This window comes from Sphingorhabdus contaminans (genome assembly GCF_007280415.1).
GTDB lineage: Bacteria > Pseudomonadota > Alphaproteobacteria > Sphingomonadales > Sphingomonadaceae > Sphingorhabdus_B > Sphingorhabdus_B contaminans.
Window position 1 is genome coordinate 1115960 of record NZ_VKKU01000001.1, and the last position, 17959, is coordinate 1133918.

Here is a 17959-nt window from a genome sequence, read left to right on the forward strand (position 1 = left end):
TAGAGAGAGACTAAGCCGATTAAGCCTTTGTAAGCAAGGATATTCCGTTACATGTTGTGACATTCAGTCGTCGGGCGCAGTCGCCTTAATGGCCAGAGCGTGAACGCGCATCCCCGGAATATCACCCAGAGCTTTATTGACCATACGTTGCCGCATCACCCGGCCAACGCCCGAGAACGCCATACTCTGAATCTCGATCGTGAAATGTGATTCACCTGACCCATCGTCACCGCTGTGACCCTGATGCTTGGCGCTATCGTTGGTTACGACGAGACGGGAGGGCGAAAACGCTGCGGTAAGCAACTGTTCCATTTCCAGTTGGGCGGGTCCTTTTTTCATTCAGAACTCTTCCCATATGGGACGTTTTTCGCCAAGGAAAATCATGGCTTCCGATCGATCGCACGACAGATTCCACGGCCGCGTGCGCGGATCGCGCCGTATTTGCAGCTATCCTGGCTGTCTGGAAATCGGTGAATTCAGGGCACCCAATCCCTATGGTCAGTCAGCCACAGCAGACGGACCGGGCGACTATCAATATCTCTGCCTAGATCATGTCCGCGAATTCAACGCCGGCTATAACTGGTTTGACGGTATGACGATGGAGGAAATTTTGGAGGCGCAGAGCCCCCTCAATGTCTGGCCATCCGAAACCAGAGCCTTCCGCGCGACGGGCGGAGCCGATTCGCCCCCCAGATGGGCGGATTTCAAAGACCCGCTGGATGCAATTTCTGCACGTTTTCGCGAACGCATGCCGAAAGAGCGAGCTGACGGTAAAATGCTGTCTTCGGAAGACCGGAATGCGTTGAAGACGCTAGGGCTTGGCGTAGATGCCGACAGGCGGGCTTTACGATCGGCCTATTCCGAAAAGGTGCGGGCCTATCACCCCGACAAAAATGGCGGGAACAGGTCGTATGAAAAGGCTTTGCAAGACGTGATTGCGGCCTATACGCACCTAAAAACATCTCCTGCTTTCATTTGACGAGAATTTGCATGACCGACATTCCCAATATCCAGCCTGATAGCCGCGATGCCACCATATTGGCCGCGCCGGACAAAACAATCAGCGTCCGCGAAATGTTTGGCATTGATGTGGATATGGAATGCCCCGCATTTTCCATCGCTGATGAGCGCGTTCCCGACGCCGACGACAGCTATGTATTTGATCCCGATACCACGCTCGCGATCCTGGCCGGATTTGCCCATAATCGCCGGGTGATGGTGCAAGGTTACCATGGGACCGGTAAATCAACCCATATCGAACAGGTTGCCGCTCGTCTCAAATGGCCGTGCATCCGTATCAATCTGGACGCACATATCAGCCGTATCGACCTGATTGGACGTGACGCAATTGTGTTGCGCGATGGTGTGCAGGTAACCGAGTTTCGTGAGGGTTTGCTGCCATGGGCACTCCAGACGCCAACCGCACTCGTCTTCGACGAATATGACGCAGGTCGTCCGGACGTTATGTTTGTGATCCAGCGGGTTCTGGAAACCGAAGGCAAGTTGACGTTGCTTGACCAGAACCGGGTGATCCGCCCTGATCCCTATTTCCGCCTCTTTGCGACGGCCAATACGGTCGGTCTTGGCGATACGAGCGGATTGTATCACGGCACACAGGCAATCAACCAAGGGCAAATGGACCGTTGGAACATTGTTGTAGGACTGAACTATCTGCCTGCGCAGGTCGAAAGCGAAATCGTTCTTGCCAAGGCATCGGGCACAGATGCCGAAAGCGTAGCCAACATGGTCAAAGTTGCCGAATTGACGCGGCAGGGCTTTATCAACGGCGATATTTCAACTGTCATGAGCCCCCGGACCGTTATCACCTGGGCCCAGAATACCGCAATTTTCAAAGATGTTGGATTCGCATTCCGGCTGTCCTTCCTGAACAAGTGCGATGAGGCGGAGCGGGCTTTGGTTGCTGAATATTACCAGCGCGTATTCGGCAAGGATCTGCCGGAGAGCGTTGTGGGCAAAGCAGGCTGAGTTAAGACCTATCCCCCTAGCGTTGCGTCAGGAGCAAAACATGAAACGTCTCGCCTTTCTTATGACCCTCGCACTCGCAACAACGCCGGTGTTCGGTGCTTTGAAACCGGGCGCGCGCGCAACAGATTTTACGACGCAAGCGGTTCAGGCGGGCGATGCCTATACGTATAATTTGAACAAGGCACTGAAACGGGGGCCGGTTGTCCTCTATTTCTATCCAAAGGCATTCACATCGGGCTGTACAGTCGAGGCACATGAATTTTCGGAAGCGGCCGATGATTTTGCGGCCTATGGCGCATCCATCATTGGCATGTCAGCCGACAAGATCGATACGCTAAAGAAATTTTCGGTGGAGGCCTGCCGGAACAAGTTCACCGTGGGTGTAGCATCCCCGCCTGTTATCAAAGCCTATGATGTGGGCCTTCCGGTCATGGGTGGCTCAAACCGCACCACCTATGTGATTGCGCCGGACGGAAAGATCCTGTTTGCCTATTCGGATCTGAGCGTGAAAGGTCATGTTTCAGGTGCCCTGAAGGCTGTAAAAGACTGGCGCGCGGCAAATCCCAAAGGGAAATGATGCGGCAATATCTCGCCATTTTATTTGCACCTCTGGTGCTTTCCGGCTGCGGTGTGGCTGTCGAATATGGCGACATTCCGCATAGCCAGTTGGTCGAGAACCCGCGTTGCAACCCCGTCGAAACCGATAGAAACGCGGTAGCGGACAAGAATTATTTCGCAGTCACGAGCCGCCTGCCCGATTGTCTGGGTGAAGCCGTATCTTTGACCAACCACCGCACCGATCGGGTGCGGTTTGCACGCTTTGCGCCGCCAGAAATATCTGCAAACGCAAAAGGTAAAAAGCAAACACGGGTCCCCCTGGCCTTTCAACCTGAGGCAGACTGGTGGAACGGCCTTCGTGAAGCGTCAAATTTGCGCAAGGGTCGCGTACTATTATACGTGCACGGCTATAGGGAGACCTTTCTGTCTACAGCTAAAGACACGGTGCAGATTGCCGAACTTTCAAATTTTGACGGTCCGATCATCCAGTATAGCTGGCCCTCGCAAGGCGATTTACTGAGTTACGCTGTTGATGAGACCAATATGTATTGGGACGAACGGAATTTTCGCAACTTCCTCACCAAATTGGCGCGGCAGCAATGGGTGAAAGAGATTGTCATTGTTTCCCATTCACTTGGTGCCCGGCTCGTCATTCCCGCTGTAGAATATGTTGACCGGACGTCGTCAAATGCCGATTCCAGCAATATTTCAAATATCATATTGGCGTCACCTGATATCGATCGCGAGGATTTCGAACGGGATATCGCAGAGGAAGTGCTGGCGGCACGTCGGGTGAATAATGACCGGCGCATTACCGTCTACGCGTCTCTCAATGATAAGGCATTGGCCGTGTCGCGCGCATTGCATGGCTATCCACGCCTCGGATCGCCTTATTGTTTCAATCCGTTTGAAGCGAATGAATTGAAGGCCAAGGGTTTGCCCGAACGGTGCTTTGCCACGAAAAGCACATATGAAACGCAACCTGAAAAAACAGGCTTTACGATAATCGACACGACCGATGTCACAAGTGGCGGAAGCGGTCATAGTGACTATTTGCGCAGCAGGGAGGTATGCCTCGATTTTGCAGCTGCCGTTAACGGAGCACGCGAAAGCCCAGGACGTATTCCCACGCATATTGCGCATGTTTTTCGGCTAAAAAATATCGGCAAAGCCACCAAGGAACAGGTGGCAGCCTTCTGCAAACGGGCGGCAGACTGATGGCAAACGAATCCCCACTGGAACAGTTTAAACAAGTGCTGACCGGCACAGCCCGTGCGATCGCGCACGAGCCGGAGGTTGAGCTTGCCTTCACGGCCGATGCACCGACGCAGGCCGGCAAAAATTTCAAGGTCCCTATGCCCGGTCGTCTTCTGCCTCCCGAACAGGTGGCCGAGGCGCGCGGTTTTGCGGACAGTTTCGCTCTGAAGCTGAAACATCATGATGCCGCACGCCATGCCGCACTTCGTCCGACAGAGGCTATTGCCGGAGCCGCTTTTGACGCCGTCGAAAACGCCCGTGTTGAAGCGCTGGGCTCGCGCAACATGGCCGGTATCGCGGCCAATCTTGCCCATTCCCTTGATCTGAAGCTGCGCACCGATCCGATCAGCCGGGCACAATCGGCGGACGAGGTACCGATTTCGACGGCTCTCTCGCTCATCGTGCGCGAACGCCTGACCGGCTCTGCAGTACCTGATAGCGCCGCTGCAGGGGTCGACATGCTGCGTGGCTGGATTGAAGAAAAAGCAGGTAGCGATCTCGATGCACTCGGCCTTGCGCTTGATGACCAGACCGCTTTTGCCGCCCTCACGCAAAGCATGCTGGCGCATCTCAATCTTACCGAAGGCGACATCGATCCTTCCGATGCCGATGATGGTGGAGAGGATTCCGAAGACCAGAAAGAAGAGGACGGAGAAAGCCAGGACGACAATGAGGGCGAAGCCGGCCAGTCCGAAGCCCGCGCGCAACCGCAGGACGGCGAAGGGGAAGAGACCGAAGCGGACTATGACAGCCAGGACATGGACGATCAGGACAGCGCGGACGGTGAAATGGGTGACGACGGAATGCAGCCGGTCACACCACAACGTCGCAACTGGGATCATTTGCCGCAAAGCGATTACAAGATCTGGTCGACCAAATATGACGAAACGATCACCGCAACGGAGCTTGCTGACGAAGATGAGTTAAATCGCCTGCGCTTCTATCTCGACCAGCAACTGTCGAACCTGCAGTCTGTCGTCACCAAGCTGGCGAACCGGCTGCAACGGCGCTTGATGGCGCAACAGAACCGCAGTTGGGATTTCGATCAGGAAGAAGGCATGCTTGATGCCGCCCGTCTTTCGCGCGTCGTTGTGTCCCCGGGCAGCTCTCTGTCGTACAAAGTGGAGCGCGAGACCGATTTTCGAGATACGGTGGTAACGTTGCTGCTCGACAACAGCGGATCCATGCGTGGCCGCCCGATCAGCATTGCCGCGATCAGCGCCGATATCCTGGCCCGCACGCTGGAACGCTGCGGTGTGAAGACGGAAATACTGGGCTTTACCACCCGTGCGTGGAAAGGCGGACAAGCGCGTGAAGACTGGCTCGCGTCGGGCCGCTCTCCCATGCCGGGTCGTCTTAATGATCTGCGCCATATCATCTACAAAAAGGCGGACGAACCCTGGCGCCATGCCAAGCGTAATCTCGGCCTGATGATGCGCGAAGGGTTGTTGAAAGAGAATATCGACGGCGAGGCCCTTTTGTGGGCGCACAACCGCCTGATTGCCCGCGCGGAGGATCGCCGCATATTGATGGTCATATCCGATGGTGCCCCAGTCGATGACAGTACCCTGTCGGTCAATCATGGCGGCTATCTGGAACAGCATCTGCGCAAGGTTATCGAGATGATTGAAACCCGTTCGCCTGTGCAGCTTGTTGCCATCGGAATTGGGCACGATGTCACGCGCTATTACCGGCGTGCTGTAACCATCATGGACGCCGAACAATTGGGCGGGACAATGATCGAACAACTGGCTGGATTGTTTGACGAGGAATAAGCTTGCCTTTCGCAACGCGCATGGCATGAATTAATCAACCGATTAATTCGCTGGAGCTTTTCCCATGAACGTAACTGAAGCCGTTTCCACCCGCCGTTCAATCCGCCAGTTCCTGCCCACTCCGGTGTCGCAAGACGTGCTTGAACGCGTCCTGCAAAAGGCGCAGCGCTCTCCGTCGGGCGGTAACACACAACCTTGGAATGCCGTCATACTGACCGGACAGCCCCTTGCCGATCTTACCGCCAAGATCAAAGCGAAAGCAGCGTCGGCACCCATGGGTGAAGGTCATGAATATGACATTTATCCAAAGGGCCTTGAGGGCCGCTACGAGGATCAGCGTCGCGGAGTTGGCAAGGCGATGTTTGATGCCCTAGGTCTCGCAAGGGAAGATGGCGCTGGCCGTGTTGCGCAGATGATGAAAAACTGGGACAGTTTTGGGGCGCCAGTGCAGCTTTTCACCTTTACCCGCAAATATATGGGCCCGCCGCAATGGTCGGACATGGGCATGTGGTTGCAGACGGTGATGTTGCTGCTCCGCGAGGAAGGTCTTGATAGCTGTGCACAGGAAATCTGGGCCATGTATGGCACCTATATGCGCAAGTTGCTGAATATTGATGATGACCATATTTTCTTCTGCGGTATGGCAATCGGCTATCGCGATCCGGATGCGCCGGTGAACAACTTCACGGTACCGCGCGTCGAGATTGGTCAGGCTGTCCGCTGGGAAGGATTCTGACCTTAGCCTTTGCAAGATTGAGCCAACTCTTGACCTTGCAACGTGGGTAAGCCATCGCCATCCCATGACCGAATTGCGCCTCTTCAACAGCCTGACACGGCAACTTGAACCCTTTGTTCCCGTCCACCCCGGCGAGGCGCGCGTCTACACATGCGGGCCTACGGTCTATAACTATCCCCATATCGGCAATATGCGGGCCTATGTGTTTGCCGATACGCTGGGCCGGACACTCAGCTTTGCAGGATATAAACTCACCCATGTCATCAACATTACCGATGTCGGTCACCTGACCGATGATGCGGATGCGGGTGAAGACAAGATGGAAAAGATGGCGGCGGAAAAAGCCCAATCCATCTGGGACATCGCAAAGCATTATACCGAAGCCTATTGGGCCGATGTACGTGCGCTCAACATTCGGCAACCCGCGCACTGGTCGATTGCCACAGATTATGTTCCGGCAATGATCGATTTCGCCAAGAGTATCGCGGACAAGCATTGCTACGAACTCGACAGCGGCCTTTATTTCGATACGTCGACGGTCGCTAATTATGGTGCACTGGCGCGTGCAAAAACCGAAGAAGGCGAAGGCCGCATTGAGGAAGTCGAAGGCAAGCGCCACGCCGCCGACTTTGCCATCTGGCGCAAGACGCCACCCGGGGAAACCCGGCAGATGGAATGGGACAGCCCGTGGGGCAGAGGTGCGCCGGGCTGGCATCTGGAATGTTCGGTGATGTCTGAAGCGCTTTTGGGGCTGCCTTTCGATATCCATACCGGCGGCATCGATCATCGCGAAATCCACCATCCCAATGAAATTGCCCAAAATCAGGCACGATGCGGGGGCGACCATAGCGGTGCAAAAATCTGGATGCACAACAACTTCCTGATCGAACGCAGCGGCAAAATGTCCAAATCGTCTGGCGAGTTTCTGCGTGTGCAGTTGCTGATCGATAAGGGCTTTCACCCCCTCGCCTACCGTTTGATGTGCCTGCAGGCACATTATCGGAGCGAATTGGAGTTTAGCTGGGAAGGACTGCAGTCGGCATTTGTTCGACTAAAGCGGATGCTTATGGCCTTTGAAAAGCTGCCTAAAGACGAAGCAGAAGAAGTGCCCGCAGATTATCCGAATTTTTCGAGTGCCTTGAAAGCTTTTAACGAAGCAATTTTCGAGGATCTGAATACAGCGCAAGCACTTGTGATCTTCGATACGCTATTGGCAGGATCGGGCTCAAAATATCCCAACGCTCAGCGATCGGCAATTCTTGAAATGGATCAAGTGCTAGGTTTTGGATTTGAAAGCCTTACCCGCAAGGATTTGCGCGTCCGCCCCAAATCCGCCCAAATCACCGAGGAGGAAATCGAGACCGCGCTGCAAACGCGCAAGGAAGCGCGTGCAGCCAAGGACTTTGCCAAGTCCGATGCAATCCGCGACGAACTTATCGCAAAGGGCGTGGAAGTGATGGACGGCGACGCACTGGGATGGGATTGGAAGTTGGATATATGATGCTGAAAATTGCTTGGCTCGTTCTTGCTGCTGTGCATGCCACGCCCGCTCTAGCATTTTTCAGACCTGCAACTCTCACCACATTATATCGCCTCGACAATTCAAATCCTCTGTTCCTGTTGATGCACCACCGCGCGGCATTGTTTCTTGCCGTTTTTGCGCTTTGCCTGTGGTCTGTATTCGATAGCCAGCCTCGGCGCGCAGCCGTCGTGCTTACCGCAATCAGCATGCTGTCCTTTCTGGCGCTTTATTTTCAATATGGTAGCCCGAAGCCGTTGAAGACGATCGCTCTGGTCGATCTGGCCGGCCTCCCTTTTCTCTGTTTCGTGGCATGGAAGGCCTTTTTGCGATGACCAAAACCAAGCTCGTTATGGCCGGACTTGTACGGCCGCTTATCGAACCCCGGCTTCCGGACTGGGTGGAGCCCCACTGGTTCATGTCCAAGGGTGAAGCCTTGCACCTGGCGCCATTGGCCGAAATTGGATGGTTCGACATGTATGACAAGGCGGATATGGCCACTGTCATTGGAGCCGCCACTCAAATGAAATGGCTCAATTCCATCTATGCGGGTGTCGACGGCATGCCGCTTACTCAACTCAAAAAGCAGGGCTGCATGGTCACCAATGGCGCGGGAATCAATGCAATAACTATCGCCGAATATGTGGTGATGGGAATGCTGACGATGGCCAAAGGATATCGTGAGGTTGTCCGCGCGCAGGAACGCCACGAATGGTTGCAGGATTCGCCGGGCAAGGTCGAACTTTACGGCTCAAAGGCGTTGCTGCTGGGCTATGGCGCGATAGGAAAGCTGATTGAACAGCGGCTTATACCTTTCGGGGTAGATGTGACTGTCGTCCGCCGTACTCCTGGCCCCACGAGTCTTGCGCCGGATGCATGGCGGGCGCGTTTAGGCGAGTTTGACTGGGTGATTCTGGCGGTTCCAGCAACCGCCGAAACCGACAGCATGATCGGCGCTGACGAGCTTGCGACGATGAAACAGAGTGCCATACTCGTCAACATCGCACGGGGCTCCGTCGTGGAGCAGGATGCACTGATCCATGCCCTTCGCGACAAGCAGATCGGGGGCGCATTTCTGGACGTCACGACACCCGAGCCACTGCCGGCCGATCATCCCTTGTGGACGCTCGACAATGCTCAGATTACCATGCACCTGTCCGGCCGTGCGCAGGACAAGATGTTTGTCCGTTCCGCAGATCGCTTTTTCGAGAATCTCGATCGCTACCGGAAGGGAGAGAAGCTGGAACCTCTGGTCAATTTGGATTTAGGATATTGAACATGGCTCATAACCCTGCGGAAATCTGGCATAAAGTCGCGCTTTCGCGTGATGTCGACACCATATCGGCCATCCTGCACGACGACTGCATTTTTGAAAGCCCCGTGGTCCATACGCCGCAGGTGGGAAAAGCGATTACCGCCAAATATCTCGCCGCTGCGGGACATACATTAGGCAACGGCGAATTCGCCTATGTCGGTGAATGGCACCGGGAAAACTCGGCCATATTGGAATTTCAGACTGTCATTGACGGCATAACAATCAACGGGATCGACATGATCACTTGTGACGACGATGGACTTATCACCCATTTCAAAGTCATGGTCCGGCCGTTGAAAGCGATGAACATGCTCCACCAGAAAATGGGCGAGATGTTGATGAAAATGTCCGGCTGAACTGTGCAACTTAAACGCAACCCGTCCTTTCGACTATTTGTTCCAAAACTGGCAGGCGCCCGGCTGAATGACAGACTGGTCGCGAGCCTGGGCGCCGGGTTAGGTGTGTTTATTGCCGCGGTTGCGGGGTTGGGTATTCAGAATGTGTGGCCGGCTCTTCCCTTTCTGATCGCCCCCATTGGCGCATCGGCTGTACTGGTCTTTGCCGTGCCTGCGAGTCCTCTGGCGCAACCCTGGCCCGTGTTTGGCGGCAATGTACTGTCCGCCGCCGTGGGCGTTACTATAGCCCATCTTGTGCAATATCCGATGCTGGCGGTCGGCCTCGCCGTTGCAGTGGCAATAGTTGCGATGTCGTTGTTACGATGCCTCCACCCACCCAGCGGCGCAGTTGCAGTTACGGCCATTATCGGCAGCGATGCTGTGATTGCCGCCGGCTATATATATCCTGTCACCCTCGTCGCGGCGAATTCGGCAGCACTGGTGCTTGCCGGTTTCCTCTTCCATCGCATTTCGGGGCATAGTTATCCCCACCGCATCTCTGACACCCCTGCCCCATTGCCGACGGCAATGTTGCGGGAAGATATTGAACGCGCAGTTGCCCAAACCAAAGAGACATTTGACATTAACCCCGCCGACCTCGAAACCCTGCTGATGACCGCCGAAGGTTTTGCGGCGCAACGCCTTGGCAAAAAAGGCTGACAACGGTTCCGGTCAAACAAACGCTATGGCGTCAGGATGAATATGGTTTTGAAGGATTTTGACAGCGCAGCATTCCTGCGGGATTACTGGCAGAAGGCGCCGTTGCTGATCCGCAATCCTTGGCCGGTCTGGAACAATCCGCTGGAGCCGGATGAGCTGGCAGGTCTGGCTTGTGAAGCGGAGGTGGAATCGCGTCTTGTTGTCGGCGCTCAGGGCAGTTGGGCGGTTGAACATGGCCCAATGGCTGAAACCCATTTTGCCCGTCTCGGGAAAGCGCCTTCAACTTTGCTTGTTCAGGCAGTCGACCATCATGTGCCCGAAGTCGCGGCATTGATTGAGCCCTTCCGGTTCATTCCCAATTGGCGGATCGACGATGTGATGGTCAGCTATGCCACCGACGGCGGCGGTGTCGGGCCGCATTATGACCAATATGACGTCTTCCTGATACAGGGCAACGGTCGGCGGCGTTGGCGCGTAGGCCAATTATGTGACGACGATAGCCCCTTGATTCCCCATGATGATCTGCGGCTTTTAGCGGAGTTTCACGCCACGGACGAATGGGTGCTGGAGCCGGGTGACATACTCTACGTTCCGCCACGCATCGCCCATGATGGCGTTGCCGTCGGCGACGATTGCATGACCTATTCGGTAGGCTTCCGTGCCCCTTCGCGCAGTGAGCTACTGACCCATTTTGTCGATGATTTGGTCGCCCAGATGCAGGATGATGACCGCTATTCGGACACGGACTTTGCGATCCAGGATAATCCGGGCGAGATTTCAAATATTGCATTGGACAGGCTGCACAGGCTCGCGATCGAACAACTTCAAGACCGCGCTAGTTTTACCCGCTGGTTTGGCCGTTTTAGCAGCACGCGCAAATATCCGGAAATTGACTGGTCGCCCGAAGATTTGGTCAGCGAAGCGGATATTGAAACATGTTTGCGATCCGCGGCCATCGTGATGCGCAATCCGGCGAGCCGATTTTCATTTGTGCAGGAAGGCGTGATGACCTTGCTGTTTGTCGATGGCTCCACATTTGAATGCGTGAGCGCATGTAAAGCCTTTGCCGAGGCCCTATGCAAGGCGGACAGAGTAGCATTGCCTCCTCATCCAAATCCGGACGCGGAGCTCGTAAAACTTATGACCGATCTGGTTAATCAAGGCAGCATTGCTTTTGACGAACAGGTTGAAAGTTAAATGCGAACCAGGCTGAGTATCTGCGTAAAAAAGCGAAGTTTTTCAACGCAATCAGATGCTCAGCAAGCGGCCTTAAAGGGCGATGTCGCGTTACGCACTTACCGGTGTGATCGATGTGGCACCTATCATCTTACAAGCCGGACCAAAGGAAAGCGGATTCCCAGACCAGCGGCCTAAACCTCAATTACGCGCATCTGCCCCTGCCCCAATCCGTCCAGCGACCAGTCTCCGATTGACCATCGGACCAGCCTCAAAGTCGGAAAGCCGACCGCAGCGGTCATACGCCGCACCTGCCGATTTCGACCCTCGCGAATTGTCAGGCTGATCCAGCAGTCAGGCACCGTTTTGCGGAACCGCACCGGTGGATCACGGGGCCACAAGTCCGGGTCCGCAACCCGATCCGCCTCTGCCGGTCGCGTAATTCCATCTTTTAACGGAACACCGGAACGTAAAGCGGCTAAAGCCACGTCGGTTACGGCCCCTTCGACTTGGACGAGATACCGCTTGGGCATTTTGAATCTGGGGTCCGATATGCGGGCTTGCAACCTGCCGTCATCGGTTAGCAACATCAGGCCTTCGCTATCCATATCGAGCCGTCCTGCAGGATATACACGGTCGATCTGGATATAATCGGAAAGTGTCGGCCGTGGTGATGCCGCCATATTCTTGTCTGTGAATTGGGGCAGCACCCCATAGGGCTTATTGAAGAGGACAAGGCGCGGCATGGGAAAAGCCCTATCTCTATCTGGACCATATGTCTTGGAAAAGAGCATGGCAGAGGCAGATATAACCACTAAATTTTCAACATTGCCAACGTTCCATCAGCAATGAAAATTCCAATTCGACAGGTACGGTTGCCATAAAGCGATCGAAACGAGTCACAACATAACGAAAAAAGAGGCCGGAAAGCTACCTTTCCGACCCCTTCTTTTTGATTTGACGAAGTGGCTAGACTTAGAAGTCCATTCCACCCATGCCGCCCATTCCACCGGGCATACCGCCCATGGCAGGAGCCTTGTCTTCCGGTGCGTCCGAAATGGTCGCTTCGGTGGTGATCAGCAAACCGGCAACCGAAGCTGCGTCTTGCAGGGCAGTACGCACAACCTTGGTTGGGTCCACAACACCGGCCGCTACGAGATTTTCGTAGGTATCGGTCGCAGCGTTGAAACCCTGGTTCTGATCGCCGACGCGCAGCAGGTTACCAGCTACCACAGCGCCATCATGACCGGCATTCTGCGCAATCTGACGGACAGGAGCTTCGATCGCCTTGCGGACAATATCGATACCGCGGGTCTGATCGTCATTTGCACCCTTCAAGCCATCAAGTGCCTTGGTTGCATAGAGCAACGCAGTGCCGCCACCGGGGACGATTCCTTCTTCAACTGCAGCGCGAGTTGCGTGGAGAGCATCGTCAACGCGGTCCTTGCGCTCTTTCACTTCAACTTCGGTAGCGCCACCGACCTTGATTACAGCAACACCGCCGGCAAGCTTTGCCAAACGCTCTTGCAGCTTTTCACGGTCATAATCGCTGGTGGTGGTTTCGATCTGTGCACGGATCGCTTCGACGCGGCCTTTGATCGCCTCGGCATCGCCCGAACCATCGACGATGGTTGTGTTGTCCTTGTCGATGGTAACGCGCTTGGCCTGACCAAGCATGCCAATGGTCACCGACTCAAGCTTGATGCCGAGGTCTTCGCTGATCATTTCACCCTTGGTGAGGATAGCGATATCTTCAAGCATCGCCTTGCGACGATCGCCAAAGCCAGGAGCCTTCACAGCAGCAATCTTCAGACCACCGCGGAGTTTGTTGACCACGAGAGTTGCGAGAGCTTCGCCTTCGACGTCTTCTGCAATGATCAGCAACGGACGACCCGACTGAACGACTGCTTCAAGGATCGGCAACATGGCTTGCAGGTTGCTGAGCTTCTTTTCGTGGATCAGAATATATGGATTTTCCAACTCGACCGACATCTTCTCGGTGTTGGTGATGAAGTAAGGCGACAGATAGCCGCGATCGAACTGCATACCTTCCACGACATCGAGTTCAAATTCGAGGCCCTTGGCTTCTTCAACAGTGATAACGCCTTCTTTGCCGACCTTGTCCATGGCTTCAGCAATTTTTTCACCGACTTCGGTGTCACCATTGGCCGAAATGATGCCGACCTGAGCGATTTCCGACGAACCGGTAACGGGCTTCGAACGAGCCTTCAGATCTTCAACAACCTTGGTTACGGCGAGATCGACGCCACGCTTCAGATCCATTGGGTTCATGCCGGCAGCAACAGACTTCATACCTTCGCGAACGATTGCCTGGGCAAGAACGGTCGCCGTGGTGGTGCCGTCGCCTGCAGCGTCATTCGCCTTGGAAGCGACTTCGCGGATCATCTGCGCGCCCATATTTTCGAACTTGTCCTTCAGTTCGATTTCCTTGGCGACAGTGACGCCGTCCTTGGTGATGCGCGGAGCGCCGAAGCTTTTGTCGATAACAACGTTACGGCCCTTGGGACCGAGCGTCACTTTTACCGCATCGGCAAGGATGTCTACGCCGCGCAGGATGCGTTCACGCGCATCGCGGCCGAATTTCACGTCTTTAGCAGCCATGATTTTATTCCTTCAAATAGAGCGCAAAAAATTGCGCAAGTTCACACTTGGTTCGGCGTTAGCCAACAATCCCGAGAATATCCGATTCCTTCATGATCAGCAGGTCTTCACCATCGATCTTGACTTCGGTGCCCGACCATTTGCCGAACAGCACACGGTCGCCAGCCTTTACGTCGAGAGGGGTTACAGTGCCGTCTTCAGCCTTTGAACCCGAACCTACGGAGACGACTTCGCCTTCCTGCGGCTTTTCCTGTGCGCTGTCAGGGATGATAATCCCACCAGCAGTTTTTGCTTCGGCCTCGACCCGACGGACGAGGACACGGTCATGCAAAGGACGAAATGCCATGTTGAACCTTCCTTTTTTAGTTTCGCCATCCCGCCACACCCACCTGGAAGCGAGGGACGGCAATGAATGTCAGTTAGCACTCAATTGGGGCGAGTGCTAACGACGCCCAGATAGGAGCTTTTTGTGACGGGTCAAGGACAAGCGCTCAAAAAAATTGGATTGTGTAACTTTTACGATGATCATTGCGAAACAGAGCGGTGCAGACAAATGGCGCCCCCGCAGATATCAACCCATGCCAACGAACGGTGTAGTGCCATAGCATCGTCCGGCAATCGAGAAATGAAGTAGAAAATTGCAGCAGTATCAGACCCTTCACCACATCCAGTACGGGTATCACATATCGTGATCGCGCGCGAAGAAACGATGCGTGACCTGATGCGCCTTGCCCAATTGGGGGACAAGCAAGCTTATGCTGTTTTGCTGGAGCAGGCAGGACGCTGGCTCACGCGCTTCTTTGCTTCCAAAATTTCTCAAGATGCGGTCGATGATCTGGTTCAGGACACATTGATTTCTCTTCACCGCAAACGGGCGAGCTATGATCCGTCGCGCCCCTTCCTGCCCTGGCTCGCCGCGATTGCACGCTATCGCTGGGTCGACCGATTAAGGCAAACATACCGACACGCTGCCGACGAACTTCTCGACCAGCATAGCGAGAATAGTCACGAAGATGAGGTTGGTGCCAAAATCAGCATCGACAGCCTTCTCCACAAATTACCCGAAGCGCAGGCACTGGCCATTCGACTCGTCAAGATTGATGGCCTCAGCATAAGCGAAGCCTGCGCGCGAAGCGGTCAGTCCGAACCGCTTGTAAAAGTGAACATACACCGCGGCCTCAAAAAATTGGCAGCGCTGATCGAGAGTGAATAATATGCCCAATAGTTTTGATGTTTCCGCGCTTGTGCAGGACTTGGAACCTGTAAAGCCATTGCGCCCGCAGATACCTTTGCTGGTCTCTGCGCTGTTAACGGTAATCGCCACTGCAATTGTTATTTGGCTGCAAGGTATGCGTCCTGATCTGTTGGCGGGAAAACCAGATGAAATGTTCTTGATCCGCGCAGGTGTTTTGCTGCTTTTAGGGGGGGCAGCCGCACATGCCGTTACAGCTATGGCGAGCCCTTCGGTTGGGCGCAGTCAAAATGGCTGGCAAATGGCGCTTGGCGCCGCAGTTCTGTTTCCGTTGGCAGCTATAATTGTTGCAATGACGGGGGATACAGGCCCCGCTTTCACGGCGATGGACTCTGGTATGCGGTGTTTGGGTTATAGCCTCGTGGGCGGGCTTGCCACCGCGGCTCCTATGATAGTCTGGTTACGCAAGGGCGCACCCACATCACCGGAACGCGCAGGTTGGTTGACAGGGCTGGCTTCAGGCGGCCTTGGCGCCTTTGCCTACAATATCCACTGCCCCTTTAACGATGTGGTCTACATCGGCATGTGGTATAGTCTGGCGCTTGTTTTCTGTTCGATACTTGGCCGGTTGATCGTCCCGCGAATGATACGCTGGTAATCAGCTCCGGGCCGGTAATCCTGCTGCGCGCAAAGCTGCATGCGCTTCGGCAATGCTGTGCTGACCAAAGTGGAATATTGAAGCCGCCAACACCGCGCTGGCATGCCCTTCACGGACACCTTCGACCAAATGGTCGAGATGCCCTACCCCGCCGCTGGCGACCACCGGTACGTCAACCGCGTCGGCAATCGCGCGGGTGAGTTCCAAATCATAGCCATCGCGGGTGCCGTCCCGATCCATACTTGTCACGAGCAGTTCTCCTGCCCCCAGTCTGGCAAGTTTAACCGCGTGTTCCAAGGCATCAATGCCCGTCGGTTTTCGGCCGCCATGCGTAAAGATTTCCCAGCAATCGCCGCTACGTCGCGCATCGACCGATGCCACCACGCACTGGCTTCCGAAGCGCTCGGCGATGTCAGCCACCACTTCCGGCCGGGCGACTGCCGCGCTGTTGACCGCCACCTTATCTGCGCCAGCCAAAAGTAACGCGCGGGCATCTTCGGCACTGCGGACGCCGCCGCCAACGGTTAAAGGCATGAAACAGACTTCTGCAGTACGGCGCACTACATCGATAATCGTTCCCCGCCCCTCATGGCTTGCACCAATGTCGAGAAAGCATAGCTCGTCAGCCCCGGCCATATCATAAGCCTGCGCCTGTTCGACCGGGTCACCGGCATCGCGAAGGTCGACGAAATTCACACCTTTCACGACGCGTCCATTTGCCACGTCAAGGCACGGAATAACCCGTATACGGACTGTCACGCCCGGTTCGCCAATGCTATGGCAGTCGCAAGATCAAGGCGACCGTCGTAAATTGCCCGTCCGGTAATGACGCCTTCAATGCCGTCTTTGGCATGCAATGACAGCATATGGATATCGTCAATACCCTTGACCCCACCGCTGGCGATAACCGGTATTTGCACCGCCCGTGCGAGATCGACCGTGGCTTCGATATTACATCCCGTCAGCATTCCATCGCGGCCAACGTCGGTAAATAATATCGATGCTACGCCGGCATCCTCGAACCTGCGCGCCAGATCCACGACAGGCATATCCGATTTTTCAGCCCAGCCTTCGGTTGCAACAAAGCCGTCACGGGCATCTACGGCAACGACAATGCCATTTTCGAATTCGCGGGCCATATCCTTTACAAATTGCGGGTCTTTCAGCGCTGCCGTTCCGATAACCAGCCGCGCCACGCCCATGTCAAACCATCGCTCGACGGTTTGCACATTTCGTATTCCGCCACCGAGTTGCACATAACCCGGAAAATTTTCGATAATCCCTTCAACCGCTTCGGCATTCTCGGGCCGCCCGGCAAAAGCACCGTCAAGGTCGACAACATGCAGAAATTCAGCCCCTTGTTCCGCGAACAACAAAGCCTGCGCTGCCGGATCGTCGGCATAGACCGTCGCACGATCCATGTCGCCTTCCGCCAGGCGCACCACTTCGCCGCCTTTCAGATCGATTGCAGGAAATACGATCATGCCAAATCCCTTGTCATGGACGCCACTCCAGAAAGCGTTTCAGGAAATTGATGCCATAGGCCTGGCTCTTTTCGGGATGGAATTGCACACCGATGATATTGTCCCGACCAACCGCAGCGACCAGTTCGCCACCATGGTTTGTAGCGGCCAGTTTGTCTGCGGAATTTGTCACGTCGAAATGGTAACCGTGCAGAAAATAAGCCTCACCCGTTTCAATCAGAGGCACATCGGAAACGGGTTTCACGTCATTCCACCCCATATGCGGTACTTTCAAACCTTCAGCCGGTTTGATTGCCTGTACCGTGCCACCAATCCAGCCCAAACCTTGTGTTGTACCATGTTCCACACCAGCATCAGCCAGCAACTGCATACCGACGCATATGCCCAAAAAAGGCGCCTTATCTTGCAACACCCGGCTTTCGAGAGCCTCGATCATCGACCCAATGGCCGACAATGCCTCCATACAATGCGCGAATGCACCGACACCGGGTAAAACGATGCGTTCGGCTTTTTCGACAATGGAGGGATCTGCAGTGACCGCAATATTCGCGGCGCCTGCTGCTTTCAACGCGTTGTGCACCGAATGCAGGTTTCCCGCGCCATAATCAATTAGCGCCAGGGTCACG

At 55.0% G+C, this 17959-nt stretch carries 21 protein-coding genes; 14 read left to right on the top strand and 7 right to left on the bottom strand.

Annotated features, from left to right (window positions below; translation table 11 throughout):
- Positions 1 to 63 precede the first annotated feature (63 nt).
- A complete protein-coding gene (locus tag FOM92_RS05495) occupies positions 64 to 339 on the bottom strand; it encodes a BolA family protein (RefSeq protein WP_246087154.1) in 276 nt (91 codons plus the stop codon).
- Between the two features lie 43 nt (positions 340 to 382).
- Between FOM92_RS05495 and FOM92_RS05500 the strand changes: the two genes are divergently transcribed.
- From FOM92_RS05500 to FOM92_RS05555, 12 genes are all read left to right on the top strand, one after another.
- Positions 383 to 979, top strand: a complete 597-nt coding sequence (locus FOM92_RS05500; protein WP_143775769.1) for a J domain-containing protein — start codon at positions 383 to 385, stop codon at positions 977 to 979.
- Between the two features lie 11 nt (positions 980 to 990).
- The gene (gene cobS / locus FOM92_RS05505; protein ID WP_143775770.1) at positions 991 to 1986 is read left to right on the top strand and encodes a cobaltochelatase subunit CobS; all 996 of its coding nucleotides are present in this window, start codon (positions 991 to 993) and stop codon (positions 1984 to 1986) included.
- A gap of 40 nt (positions 1987 to 2026) precedes the next feature.
- A complete protein-coding gene (locus FOM92_RS05510; RefSeq protein WP_143775771.1) occupies positions 2027 to 2563 on the top strand; it encodes a peroxiredoxin in 537 nt (178 codons plus the stop codon).
- Positions 2560 to 3762: an alpha/beta hydrolase gene (locus tag FOM92_RS05515; protein ID WP_143775772.1), complete on the top strand. Its 1203-nt coding sequence runs from the start codon at positions 2560 to 2562 to the stop codon at positions 3760 to 3762. The genes FOM92_RS05510 and FOM92_RS05515 overlap by 4 nt, the downstream gene beginning before the upstream one ends.
- The gene (gene cobT / locus FOM92_RS05520) at positions 3762 to 5576 is read left to right on the top strand and encodes a cobaltochelatase subunit CobT (RefSeq protein ID WP_143775773.1); all 1815 of its coding nucleotides are present in this window, start codon (positions 3762 to 3764) and stop codon (positions 5574 to 5576) included. The genes FOM92_RS05515 and cobT overlap by 1 nt, the downstream gene beginning before the upstream one ends.
- A gap of 64 nt (positions 5577 to 5640) precedes the next feature.
- Positions 5641 to 6312: a nitroreductase gene (locus tag FOM92_RS05525; RefSeq protein WP_143775774.1), complete on the top strand. Its 672-nt coding sequence runs from the start codon at positions 5641 to 5643 to the stop codon at positions 6310 to 6312.
- Positions 6313 to 6376: 64 nt separating this feature from the next.
- Positions 6377 to 7813 carry a cysteine--tRNA ligase gene (gene cysS, locus FOM92_RS05530; RefSeq protein WP_143775775.1) on the top strand — a complete coding sequence of 479 codons (1437 nt, stop codon included), beginning with the start codon at positions 6377 to 6379 and terminating at the stop codon, positions 7811 to 7813.
- Positions 7810 to 8166, top strand: coding sequence for a hypothetical protein (locus tag FOM92_RS05535; RefSeq protein ID WP_143775776.1), 357 nt, complete (start codon positions 7810 to 7812; stop codon positions 8164 to 8166). Before cysS ends, FOM92_RS05535 begins: the two co-directional genes overlap by 4 nt.
- Positions 8163 to 9107, top strand: a complete 945-nt coding sequence (locus tag FOM92_RS05540; protein ID WP_143775777.1) for a D-2-hydroxyacid dehydrogenase — start codon at positions 8163 to 8165, stop codon at positions 9105 to 9107. Before FOM92_RS05535 ends, FOM92_RS05540 begins: the two co-directional genes overlap by 4 nt.
- A 2-nt stretch (positions 9108 to 9109) precedes the next feature.
- Positions 9110 to 9502: a nuclear transport factor 2 family protein gene (locus FOM92_RS05545; protein WP_143775778.1), complete on the top strand. Its 393-nt coding sequence runs from the start codon at positions 9110 to 9112 to the stop codon at positions 9500 to 9502.
- 3 nt (positions 9503 to 9505) lie between these two features.
- Positions 9506 to 10201, top strand: a complete 696-nt coding sequence (locus FOM92_RS05550; protein ID WP_143775779.1) for an HPP family protein — start codon at positions 9506 to 9508, stop codon at positions 10199 to 10201.
- Positions 10202 to 10243: 42 nt separating this feature from the next.
- Complete coding sequence (locus FOM92_RS05555; protein WP_143776333.1) at positions 10244 to 11398, top strand: cupin domain-containing protein; 1155 nt, start codon at positions 10244 to 10246, stop codon at positions 11396 to 11398.
- Between the two features lie 173 nt (positions 11399 to 11571).
- On the opposite strand, the gene FOM92_RS05560 is transcribed toward FOM92_RS05555, so the two are convergent.
- From FOM92_RS05560 to groES, 3 genes are all read right to left on the bottom strand, one after another.
- The gene (locus FOM92_RS05560) at positions 11572 to 12123 is read right to left on the bottom strand and encodes a pseudouridine synthase (RefSeq protein WP_143775780.1); all 552 of its coding nucleotides are present in this window, start codon (positions 12121 to 12123) and stop codon (positions 11572 to 11574) included.
- A 229-nt stretch (positions 12124 to 12352) separates the two neighbouring features.
- Positions 12353 to 13999 (bottom strand): chaperonin GroEL, encoded by a 1647-nt coding sequence (groL, locus tag FOM92_RS05565; RefSeq protein WP_143775781.1) that lies wholly within the window; start codon positions 13997 to 13999, stop codon positions 12353 to 12355.
- A 58-nt stretch (positions 14000 to 14057) separates the two neighbouring features.
- Complete coding sequence (groES, locus tag FOM92_RS05570; RefSeq protein WP_143775782.1) at positions 14058 to 14345, bottom strand: co-chaperone GroES; 288 nt, start codon at positions 14343 to 14345, stop codon at positions 14058 to 14060.
- A 342-nt stretch (positions 14346 to 14687) separates the two neighbouring features.
- On the opposite strand from groES, the gene FOM92_RS05575 reads away from it, so the two are divergent.
- A complete protein-coding gene (locus FOM92_RS05575) occupies positions 14688 to 15212 on the top strand; it encodes a sigma-70 family RNA polymerase sigma factor (RefSeq protein ID WP_143775783.1) in 525 nt (174 codons plus the stop codon).
- Position 15213: 1 nt separating this feature from the next.
- The gene (locus FOM92_RS05580; RefSeq protein WP_143775784.1) at positions 15214 to 15849 is read left to right on the top strand and encodes an NrsF family protein; all 636 of its coding nucleotides are present in this window, start codon (positions 15214 to 15216) and stop codon (positions 15847 to 15849) included.
- Here the strand turns inward: FOM92_RS05580 and hisF are convergent, their stop codons facing one another.
- The 3 genes from hisF to hisH are packed head-to-tail and all read right to left on the bottom strand — an operon-like array spanning position 15850 to position 17958.
- Positions 15850 to 16608, bottom strand: a complete 759-nt coding sequence (hisF, locus tag FOM92_RS05585) for an imidazole glycerol phosphate synthase subunit HisF (protein WP_143775785.1) — start codon at positions 16606 to 16608, stop codon at positions 15850 to 15852.
- Positions 16605 to 17333, bottom strand: coding sequence for a 1-(5-phosphoribosyl)-5-[(5-phosphoribosylamino)methylideneamino]imidazole-4-carboxamide isomerase (hisA, locus tag FOM92_RS05590; RefSeq protein WP_143775786.1), 729 nt, complete (start codon positions 17331 to 17333; stop codon positions 16605 to 16607). The genes hisF and hisA overlap by 4 nt, the downstream gene beginning before the upstream one ends.
- 13 nt (positions 17334 to 17346) lie before the next feature.
- The gene (gene hisH / locus FOM92_RS05595; protein WP_143775787.1) at positions 17347 to 17958 is read right to left on the bottom strand and encodes an imidazole glycerol phosphate synthase subunit HisH; all 612 of its coding nucleotides are present in this window, start codon (positions 17956 to 17958) and stop codon (positions 17347 to 17349) included.
- Position 17959: the final 1 nt, after the last annotated feature.

What these genes read in the sequence shown, in the direction of transcription:
- FOM92_RS05495 (WP_246087154.1), bottom strand. Translation starts at nt 339, where the DNA reads ATGAAAAAAGGACCCGCCCAACTGGAAATGGAACAGTTGCTTACCGCA.
- FOM92_RS05500 (WP_143775769.1), top strand. Translation starts at nt 383, where the DNA reads ATGGCTTCCGATCGATCGCACGACAGATTCCACGGCCGCGTGCGCGGA.
- cobS (WP_143775770.1), top strand. Translation starts at nt 991, where the DNA reads ATGACCGACATTCCCAATATCCAGCCTGATAGCCGCGATGCCACCATA.
- FOM92_RS05510 (WP_143775771.1), top strand. Translation starts at nt 2,027, where the DNA reads ATGAAACGTCTCGCCTTTCTTATGACCCTCGCACTCGCAACAACGCCG.
- FOM92_RS05515 (WP_143775772.1), top strand. Translation starts at nt 2,560, where the DNA reads ATGATGCGGCAATATCTCGCCATTTTATTTGCACCTCTGGTGCTTTCC.
- cobT (WP_143775773.1), top strand. Translation starts at nt 3,762, where the DNA reads ATGGCAAACGAATCCCCACTGGAACAGTTTAAACAAGTGCTGACCGGC.
- FOM92_RS05525 (WP_143775774.1), top strand. Translation starts at nt 5,641, where the DNA reads ATGAACGTAACTGAAGCCGTTTCCACCCGCCGTTCAATCCGCCAGTTC.
- cysS (WP_143775775.1), top strand. Translation starts at nt 6,377, where the DNA reads ATGACCGAATTGCGCCTCTTCAACAGCCTGACACGGCAACTTGAACCC.
- FOM92_RS05535 (WP_143775776.1), top strand. Translation starts at nt 7,810, where the DNA reads ATGATGCTGAAAATTGCTTGGCTCGTTCTTGCTGCTGTGCATGCCACG.
- FOM92_RS05540 (WP_143775777.1), top strand. Translation starts at nt 8,163, where the DNA reads ATGACCAAAACCAAGCTCGTTATGGCCGGACTTGTACGGCCGCTTATC.
- FOM92_RS05545 (WP_143775778.1), top strand. Translation starts at nt 9,110, where the DNA reads ATGGCTCATAACCCTGCGGAAATCTGGCATAAAGTCGCGCTTTCGCGT.
- FOM92_RS05555 (WP_143776333.1), top strand. Translation starts at nt 10,244, where the DNA reads ATGGTTTTGAAGGATTTTGACAGCGCAGCATTCCTGCGGGATTACTGG.
- FOM92_RS05560 (WP_143775780.1), bottom strand. Translation starts at nt 12,123, where the DNA reads ATGCCGCGCCTTGTCCTCTTCAATAAGCCCTATGGGGTGCTGCCCCAA.
- groL (WP_143775781.1), bottom strand. Translation starts at nt 13,999, where the DNA reads ATGGCTGCTAAAGACGTGAAATTCGGCCGCGATGCGCGTGAACGCATC.
- groES (WP_143775782.1), bottom strand. Translation starts at nt 14,345, where the DNA reads ATGGCATTTCGTCCTTTGCATGACCGTGTCCTCGTCCGTCGGGTCGAG.
- FOM92_RS05580 (WP_143775784.1), top strand. Translation starts at nt 15,214, where the DNA reads ATGCCCAATAGTTTTGATGTTTCCGCGCTTGTGCAGGACTTGGAACCT.
- hisA (WP_143775786.1), bottom strand. Translation starts at nt 17,333, where the DNA reads ATGATCGTATTTCCTGCAATCGATCTGAAAGGCGGCGAAGTGGTGCGC.